The organism is Vibrio sp. 1078-1, assembly GCF_033340475.1.
In genome coordinates this window covers 1-554 of sequence record NZ_JAWOWM010000731.1, presented here as the reverse complement: position 1 = coordinate 554, position 554 = coordinate 1, and the positions used below count along the sequence as shown (strand labels likewise).

1 protein-coding gene is annotated in these 554 nt (G+C 37.7%); it reads left to right on the top strand.

The genetic code is table 11. From position 1 onward, the window contains the following. Positions 1-369 precede the first annotated feature (369 nt). Positions 370-554: hypothetical protein (locus R7190_RS29765; protein ID WP_318138193.1), on the top strand; the 185-nt coding region annotated here is incomplete at its 3' end.

Here is a 554-nt window from a genome sequence, read left to right as displayed (position 1 = left end):
AGTACGTTGCCGACATCGAAAACAACATTTTTAATTTGAGAGCTTTCCATAGAACACCTTTGATTTGTGAGTTGGGCAGAGTAATCAAACGAAGATGAGTGAGAACAACATTCGCGTTGCCCTCGCATAAGTTGATTCTACTTGAATCACAATAAAATAATATGCAATTGAACTCGTTACCAAAAAATTCGTGAAATCAAGCTGAACTTAGATAAAAGACTGAATTTAAAGACAAGCATCGCGAATAAATTGACGGATTTCGCGCTGCTTATATTTGGCAAGTAATATATAATTACAAAACAACGTGATTATAAAAAAGATAGCAAGTCACAACTTTGAACGTCAGGCGGAGTAGACAAATTAGATAGTATGGATTCGATACGTAAGGTATATGAGTACGCAGAGCCCAATTTAACATTAGTTGGTTGGATGGGATTTATTGGCTTCCCGCTCTACTACTTCGTTTGGGACTTCATGTTCCCGCAATCCTATGAAAACTTGCCGCTACGTTTGTTCTGTTCCGCACTGTTTTTTGGCATCATTTTTCGTAACCG